6 protein-coding genes are annotated in these 7,802 nt (G+C 38.3%); 5 read left to right on the top strand and 1 reads right to left on the bottom strand.

The window, feature by feature from the left end; all coding sequences use genetic code 11:
- The 5 genes from EOK74_RS20975 to EOK74_RS18720 form a co-directional block, all read left to right on the top strand.
- Positions 1 to 412: hypothetical protein (locus EOK74_RS20975; protein WP_205964729.1), on the top strand; the 412-nt coding region annotated here is incomplete at its 5' end.
- A 94-nt stretch (positions 413 to 506) separates the two neighbouring features.
- Complete coding sequence (locus tag EOK74_RS18735) at positions 507 to 767, top strand: hypothetical protein (RefSeq protein WP_133471640.1); 261 nt, start codon at positions 507 to 509, stop codon at positions 765 to 767.
- Between the two features lie 105 nt (positions 768 to 872).
- Positions 873 to 1,382, top strand: coding sequence for a hypothetical protein (locus EOK74_RS18730; RefSeq protein ID WP_133471639.1), 510 nt, complete (start codon positions 873 to 875; stop codon positions 1,380 to 1,382).
- Positions 1,383 to 1,661: 279 nt separating this feature from the next.
- Positions 1,662 to 2,645: a transposase gene (locus EOK74_RS18725; RefSeq protein WP_133471638.1), complete on the top strand. Its 984-nt coding sequence runs from the start codon at positions 1,662 to 1,664 to the stop codon at positions 2,643 to 2,645.
- Between the two features lie 1,152 nt (positions 2,646 to 3,797).
- On the top strand, positions 3,798 to 5,522 hold the full coding sequence (locus EOK74_RS18720) for a polysaccharide lyase family 7 protein (protein ID WP_133471637.1): 1,725 nt from the start codon (positions 3,798 to 3,800) through the stop codon (positions 5,520 to 5,522).
- Positions 5,523 to 5,821: 299 nt separating this feature from the next.
- Here EOK74_RS18720 and EOK74_RS18715 read toward each other — a convergent pair whose 3' ends face one another.
- Complete coding sequence (locus EOK74_RS18715; protein WP_133471636.1) at positions 5,822 to 7,708, bottom strand: winged helix-turn-helix domain-containing protein; 1,887 nt, start codon at positions 7,706 to 7,708, stop codon at positions 5,822 to 5,824.
- Positions 7,709 to 7,802: the final 94 nt, after the last annotated feature.

The raw sequence follows: 7,802 nt of genomic DNA, 5'->3' as shown, positions 1-7,802 counted from the left end.
CAACTCGCTGCGCTCTTTTCGTCGGCATATTGGGGCGTTATATTCCAAGAGATGTCACGATTTGTTGATTAAAAAAAATATACATTTAGCGCTGTGGCCTATCGCTTATGCAATAGCTTGCTATGAGAAGGGTTTTGTAGGAGCGACGATATCTTTTTCGTTTGTTATATATTTGTGTTTAGGCGCTTTAATATCCATTCGAGTCTTGTCATTTAATTTACATTACTTTCGAAGTAATGCTTTGATGGTCTCGTTGCAGCTTCTTTATCTTAGTGGTTTTATAGTTTTTTGGTTTAGCACCAATCCAATAGATAGAACTGCAATTTGGCTGGCTTTACCATTCCTATGTGGGTTGGCTTTATTTTCAGTTATCAAGCTTTATCAAAGGTTGTCTCATGCGTCGGGAATATAACAAATCCATCAACCGGACATTGGCAAAGAGCGCCAACGCCGGTTATGGAAGGTGTTAGTTTTCTTATCAAGGATTGGTTTTTACCGAGAGATTTATGGTTATCTTCATTACATCAAAATCAGCTTATTCCGAAATGGAAAGCTTAATAGTTTCTGGAAAGCATCCAATTTGGTTAACTTGCGATGTACTTAGTGAAAAAGAGTATGAGGCGTTGTGGAAAAGTGGTGTCAATGCATCCGTATTAGACTATGTAGTGGATACCGAAAATATAGATGATATGAGTTGTGCTATGTCAACAATTAAGGAGCATCATGCAGGCCAAAATATTTGGGTTCAAATACTTAATGAAAACTAACAAAAACATCATGGTGGGAATTTTACTCGCTGGCCTTCGGCCAAAAGCGCTCCTAAAATCCCCATATGTTAAGCGTTAGTTTGATTGGGATATATCGGCGTTAATATGAAGTTCAATGATATTCCAAAATCCTCTCTAATTTGCACACTTATCGGGCTTGGGTTTCTCTTTTTGTTTGCTTTTAGCGGTAAGGTTTTACCGCGCGCGGAATTAACTCTAATTGAAGGCGAAATCGATTGGGTAAAAGCTACAGGTAAACATGGTAATAATCTTCGATTTAAGTTTCTTGGCGAGAATATACATCTTATTTATCACTCTATTGGCGGGCAAACGAGTAAAACACATTCAGCTTTAGCCAGTGAGGACTCTATAATCTCTGTTTTATACGATGATACGGACTCCCACTCACCGCCTTGGGATGGAAACAGTTACTATTCTGTTTATGAGTTATCCAAAGACGGAAACATAGTCCGAAGTTATGAAAGTATGGTTGTAGCATATGCTTCAAATAGTAGGCTCGCTGGTTGGGCGGGTGTGGTAAGTTTATTTCTAGCTGGTATATTCTTGCTCTTTGATAGGCATAAGAAAAATCAAACTAACAAAGCAATTAAATAACGGACACGTAATAGTTGGCTCGGTTCCGCTTCGCTTCACATTTTAGCCAACTATTACTTAGCCGTTTATTGCGGCGTTGAGGCTGTAGAATTTATAAATAAGAGACGTTTCCCTGTCCTTTTCTAGTTTTGCGGTAATTGTTTAATCATTGAGCTTGAACCGCCAATTGGCCTGTGATCAAATAACAAAGAAAATAACAAAGACACCCATAATTAAAATGGCATTATTTTGTAACTGAGCTAGGCTTTTGTTTATAAAATAAATCAACGGATTGATGCCATGCCCCAGCCACGTAAGTCTCAAATTTGTTTGCAAGATACCCCTTATTACCATTGTGTTTCTCGTTGTGTTCGCCGCTCTTTTTTATGTGGAGTGGATGATTATTCGGGTCAAAGCTATGAGCATCGAAGAGGGTGGGTAGAAGATAGGTTGTTGTTTTTAACCTCTGTATTAGCGATTGATGTGTGTGCTTACGCGGTGATGAGTAATCATGTGCATGTGGTGTTACATGTCAATGCAGAGCAGGCTCAGGCTTGGAGTGATGAAGAGGTCATAAACCGGTGGCATAGGTTGCACAAAGGCACACTGCTGACACAGATGTTTGCTAGGGGCGATACACTCACCCTAGGTCAATTACTCACTTTAGATGAAACCATAGTTGAATACAGAAGACGTTTACACGACATTAGCTGGCTAATGCGTGACTTAAATGAATATATCGCCCGAGAAGCCAATAAAGAGGATGATTGTACGGGCCGCTTCTGGGAAGGCAGGTTTAAATCTCAAGCCCTTTTAGATGAGTCAGCAGTACTGGCCTGTATGGCCTATGTAGACTTAAACCCCATCAGGGCCAGAATTGCGAAAACGCCAGAAACATCAAAACACACAAGTATTCAAAAACGCACTCAATCTATCAAACAAAATAACAATCACCCCCAACAACTTATGCCTTTTGTAGGCAACCACAGAGGAAACATGCCCCAAGGCATAGCGTTTAGCTTAAAAGATTACTGTGAGTTAGTAGACACCACAGGCCGCATTATACGAGAAGACAAACGAGGATATATAAACCCAACCCAATCCCCCATATTACAAAGGTTAGGTTTAGATGATGAACAATGGCTCACCCTCTCCACAGAATTTGAACAGCACTTTTGCTACGCAGCAGGTGCAGAAATAATGATGAATCAATTTAAGCGTCATACAGGCCATCAACGACTTCGAGGAATGGGAAAAGCTAGAAAATTGTTACAACCTGCATAACCACTAAAATTCAAAAAAAGCGAAAACTACAACCTAGTTACGCCTGCAAAACACCAATTTAGCCTTGATTCACTAAAAAGTACGAAGACCCCTCTAGTACCTCATTCAACTAGCTAGATATCTCTAAAAAACGATAATAAAGCCAAATGTTTAAGTGTATGTATTAGTTATGGGTGGCTATTTATCTATTAATAATAAAGCCAAATGTTTAAGTGTATGTATTAGTTATGGGTGGCTATTTATCTATTATGCTCTATTTGTTAATTGCGCCTATCATGACAGATGAAAACTAAATTGTTTTTTTAACTAATGATTTGGTGACAATAACTGAATTTTCGTCATAGTTGGCTCCATATTACTTCATCTCCAAGCATAGAATAAAGTTAACAATTATCTTCCTCAGATAAGCAATAATTGCCACTTTTTATGTTTCCCTGAGTCAATGTAACGATGACCGGTCGGTTTCAAAACTGGGTTAGATTGTATCGCTGACGTCATAACCATCTATGAGACGGTTCTCAATTGATGCCTCCTTCCTTGAGCTTTTCTGCGTCCTTTATCTCGTTTACTTTCTAGTTGTATGGCTTTACCCCAACTATGGGGGCTGCTTGTGGTTGGTTTATACTAAATATTTTATTTTCGATGTCGAATTAGAGAGAGTATCTAAGTAGTTTGTACATTCAATTTAAGGGGGCGTTATGTCTGTAGGTTAATTAGTTCGTATAACCAAAATTTTAAATATTGGTAAGTTCATAAAAGCATCTAAAAAATTGAAAAATTTTCTAAAAATAAAATTGGTAATACCATATAGCATTTCACTTAGCCTTTAAAAACACTTATTCCTTTAGTTTGTATAATTCGTAAATTAATATTCATAAGTTAATGATATTAAACAATATTAATCATAAGTATCTATTTTCAATAATTCATTTCATCGATTTCAATATTACACTTAGGTTAATTTATTTATCAATTTGTTAAATATTTGTATTGATCTTGTTTCTTTTATAGATAATTATATATTTAATGTCTCAATAATTGGTCTTACCAATTTATTAACAAAGTGGCGGTAAATAGGATGCCAATTTGTCGAGAAGACAGAAGAAGCCTTTTAAATTGGTGAACCAAAATAATAAACGGATAACCCTACATATGAAATTTATTACACAAAAGAAATATCTTTATTTAAGCCTAACTACTGCATTGAGTATTGCTAGTACCGCTAACGTAAATGCAGCTACAGTTAATATAGATAACCCTGGTTTTGAAAGCAGTTTTGATGGATGGACTGATGATGATCCTTCAGCCATATCTGGTGATTCTCACAGTGGTTCTAAGTCAGCAAAAATTACCGGTTCTGGCGGCCGAGTTGACCAAACTGTTACGTTAACACCCAATACAAATTACGTCTTGACTGCCTACGTTGAAGGCAGTGGTGAAGTCGGCATAAACCTTGGCTCGTCAACAGAGTCAACTAAATCAACATCGGATGATTGGAGTGAAGTAACAGTGAGCTTTAATTCAGGCTCAGCCACTTCCGGTGAAATATTCGGAAAGTATTATAACGATGAAGGACGTTTTGATGATTTTACGTTAGAAAGTACCTCCACCTCGCCTGGATCAGATACGGGGACTGATGGTGAGTTAACAATCAGCACGGCTTTTGATGATGGCACAAGTCATAGTAATTATCCTCCTAGTAATGCCATAGACGGAAGCAGTGCATGGGCTTCTCGCTGGGCAGCCAGTTTAGGCAGCAATGCCACTAACCTAACTCTTGAATTAGAAGAAGTACAAAACGTTAAACAAGTAGGTATATCTTGGGGCCGAGGCGATTCTCGTAGCCATACCTTTGAAATTTACGCTCGTCCAGGAACAAGTGGTAACTGGACAAAAATTGCAGACACAGTAAGCAGTGGTAACTCTACAGACATTGAACTATACGATGTAACTGACTTTGACGCCCAACAAGTTCGCGTTAAAGCCCAATCAAATAGTGCTGGTAGTAGTTGGATGAATATTACCGAAGTTAAAATTTATGGAGAAAATAGCGGCTCTAATAACGATGACGATGATGACAGCAACAACGGCGGTGGCGGGGATAACAGCGATGGCAATGAGTGTCAGGCTAGCGGCAAAATGCTATACAATGGCTCGTGTGTTGAATACTCTGAAGTATATGAAGCTGAGCATGGCGAAATAGGTGAAGATGATCACATTGTTTCATTATCACCCATTGAGATGAAGTTTGATGCACTTGCGGCGCAACATGTTACCGAAAATGGTAATGGTTGGAGACACGAGCTTAAAATAAAATCTAGTGGCGATTACCGTGTGGGAATGACAGAGCTTTACGAAGAATTTAAAGCGACCATTACTGCTAATTTAGATGATGGTGCAAAAACAATTGTTGCGCAGCACCATGCAGCAGATACCGCCACCATTACTAAATTGTACATAGCAGATTTAGACGAGGGTGGTTTTGAAAATGCTCCCGATGGAACAGAGTCTGACAGTGTTGCAATGAACGGCATATTTGATGTGTATATTCGCTTGGCTAAAGAAGATGGCTCAGGTGAAACCAAACATCTTTTAACTACTATTCGCTCTGGTGATAGCTTTGATTTTGAAGAAATAAATGACCATGGCACAGTCACTGTAAAAATTAATGGCCAATCACTTAGCCCCATTAGTGTGAGTGACTCTTCAGCTTCTTACTTTAAATTTGGTAACTATCAACAAGCTCAAAACCCTGAAACTAATGAAAAATTAGAAAGTGGTGACGCTGATGGTGATTTTGCTGATTTTTATGAGGAGTTTTTTGATACCAGTGAAATAATCTTTACGGATATGAGTTATACCCGCACCTTAGATTAATTTATATCTAAAAATCTATAACTAGCTGGGCCCAAAAGTAAGTGTTTATCATATTTTTGGGCCTTTTTTATGAACCCATCTTAAATACAGTATTAACCTACATCAAACCCCATGCGTACTTAAGGGAATCTTCAAAAATAACTGATACTGATACTTTCAAGAAAAAATAGACTGCCTGTTAGTGTCAATAAAAAGCTACCATTCATGAGTTTATAAATAATCAAAACTAGTCATCTGATATTACTAAGTAGCTAATAAATAACAGGTTAATTTTGATTGTAAATTATGTGGCAGTAAGGCTATTTAGAATAAGCCTTAATAGATTTGTCATCTAAGCCAATTCTGATGAGCAGGGCTAAGTAACGAGGATCATTTTTTATCTTGATTAATCTCAGGTCATTGCGAGTAAAGACCAAACAATTTGAGCGATACTCAACCGCTTCATTAAATTGCTCAAATGCTTTATCTATTTCGTCAATCAATAAATAGGTAATGGCTGTTTCGTAAGGGCATAAATAGCCGTCATATTGCTTGGCTTTTTCTATTAAGCTGGGGATTCTATCAGCTTGATTGGCATGTCCGTAGGTTTGTGCCAAAGCAAGGATAGGGTAGGCGGCACCAGAGTCTAATTGCACCCCCTGTTGAGCTAGCCTAATGGCTCGTTGATGTTGCTTGGCTAAGGAGGCTGAGACGCTCGCTCCACTAAACAACATCCCTACATTTGGGTGCAGTTGTAATTGTTTATCTGCCCATTGCATTGCTGCATCAAGTTCACCTACCATTGCTAGAGCCCAATGGCCCCAATCAGCTAACTCTATATTAAGTGGGTCCATTTGATTAGCTTGTTCAAGGGATGTGAACACATCTTGGACATTGCCCATAGCTGAGTAATATAGCGCAAATCCTATTTCAGTTAATACTAAGTTTGAGTCTAAGTTTTGAGCCTGCGTTAACATATTCCATGCATCTTCCCAGCGCCATGCTAAAACATAAGCTAACCCTAAAGATGCTCTGGCTTGAGCTGAATTAGGGTTTAACTTTAAGACTTCAGCGACCGACTCTATAACAAAGGGGAGCACATCTGCGGGTTTATCAAAATAAGCCATTATAAGTCGGTAAGAATCTGCTTTTGCTAAGTATGCCGCTTCAAATTCGGGGTCTAATTTAATCGCTGCTGAAAACAAGTCTATAGCTTTTAGTAAGTCTTTATGGGTTAATAAATCCCGCTTATGTTGCCCCTCAATATAATATTCATAGGCCCTAAGGTTCGCTGTAGGAAATTTAGCCAAACTGACTTTTTCATTTTCAAGAATGGCTATCTTAAGTGCCTTAGATACTGATTCGGCAACCTTAGCTTGGGTAGTGAAAAAAGTGGTGTCGTCTAGTCGACTTTGATAGTGTTTTGACCAAACTAGTGAACCGGTATTCAAGTCGTCCAATTCGGGTGAAATCTGTAATCTAGTACCTGTCGACATATTGATATTAGCTGAAAGTATATATCGAATCGAAGGCAGTTTATTTTTAATATAAGCATGGCTTTTGTTTTGTTTAAACATGAAGGAGGAAGTGGCTGGGACCACATTTAAGCCTGATATTTTTCTTAGGTTTTGAATAACTTCTCTGGTGCTTTGATCGGCAAAGGTTTGGTATTTTTCTGCATCGATTCCTGATACTTCAAATGGCAGTACAAGCACATAAGGGCGTTCTGGAGCTAGGTTAGAACCGGGGTGTTTGAGCCACCAAAGCACTCCTAAACATAGCAGCAAAAAAGGAAGAATTAGGTGTCTAGAGGTTAACCAAATCAAGAGGCGAGTGAGGTAGTGCTGTTTATTTTGCAACTTAGGTGTGGTTTTATGGCTACTTACTGGTTCATCTGTTGATTCTGTTACCTCGCCAATAAACTGATAGCCACGGCCACGAATTGTTTTGATTATAAGTTGTTGCTCGCCATTATCTCCCAATGCCTTTCGAGCACTTTTTATATGATTACTTAGTGTGGTATCTGATACATCTCGACCAGCCCAAACCTTATTAAATAGGTTTTCTCTCGTTACTAATATGTGTCGATTTTCAATTAAATAAATAATTAAATCGAAAACCTTAGGTTCAACGGGTACAGGCTGAACGCCACATTTTATCGAAAACATGGTGGTATCAATTTCAAATAAGTTGACTTTGTATTTCATTAAGAACTCCCTGTTCTAGATGAGCCCTGGCTAGAATGTTACTACCTTATCCTAAGTATTAGCTAAATATTAGCCATTTGTTATCCAAAATTCA

The organism is Paraglaciecola marina (genome assembly GCF_004360155.1).
GTDB lineage: Bacteria > Pseudomonadota > Gammaproteobacteria > Enterobacterales > Alteromonadaceae > Paraglaciecola > Paraglaciecola marina.
This window is presented reverse-complemented; position numbering and strand designations above follow the sequence as displayed.

Bases quoted from the DNA above. Each gene is read 5' to 3' on its own strand.
- EOK74_RS18735 (WP_133471640.1), top strand. From the start codon at position 507: ATGGTTATCTTCATTACATCAAAATCAGCTTATTCCGAAATGGAAAGC.
- EOK74_RS18720 (WP_133471637.1), top strand. From the start codon at position 3,798: ATGAAATTTATTACACAAAAGAAATATCTTTATTTAAGCCTAACTACT.
- EOK74_RS18725 (WP_133471638.1), top strand. From the start codon at position 1,662: ATGCCCCAGCCACGTAAGTCTCAAATTTGTTTGCAAGATACCCCTTAT.
- EOK74_RS18730 (WP_133471639.1), top strand. From the start codon at position 873: ATGAAGTTCAATGATATTCCAAAATCCTCTCTAATTTGCACACTTATC.
- EOK74_RS18715 (WP_133471636.1), bottom strand. From the start codon at position 7,708: ATGAAATACAAAGTCAACTTATTTGAAATTGATACCACCATGTTTTCG.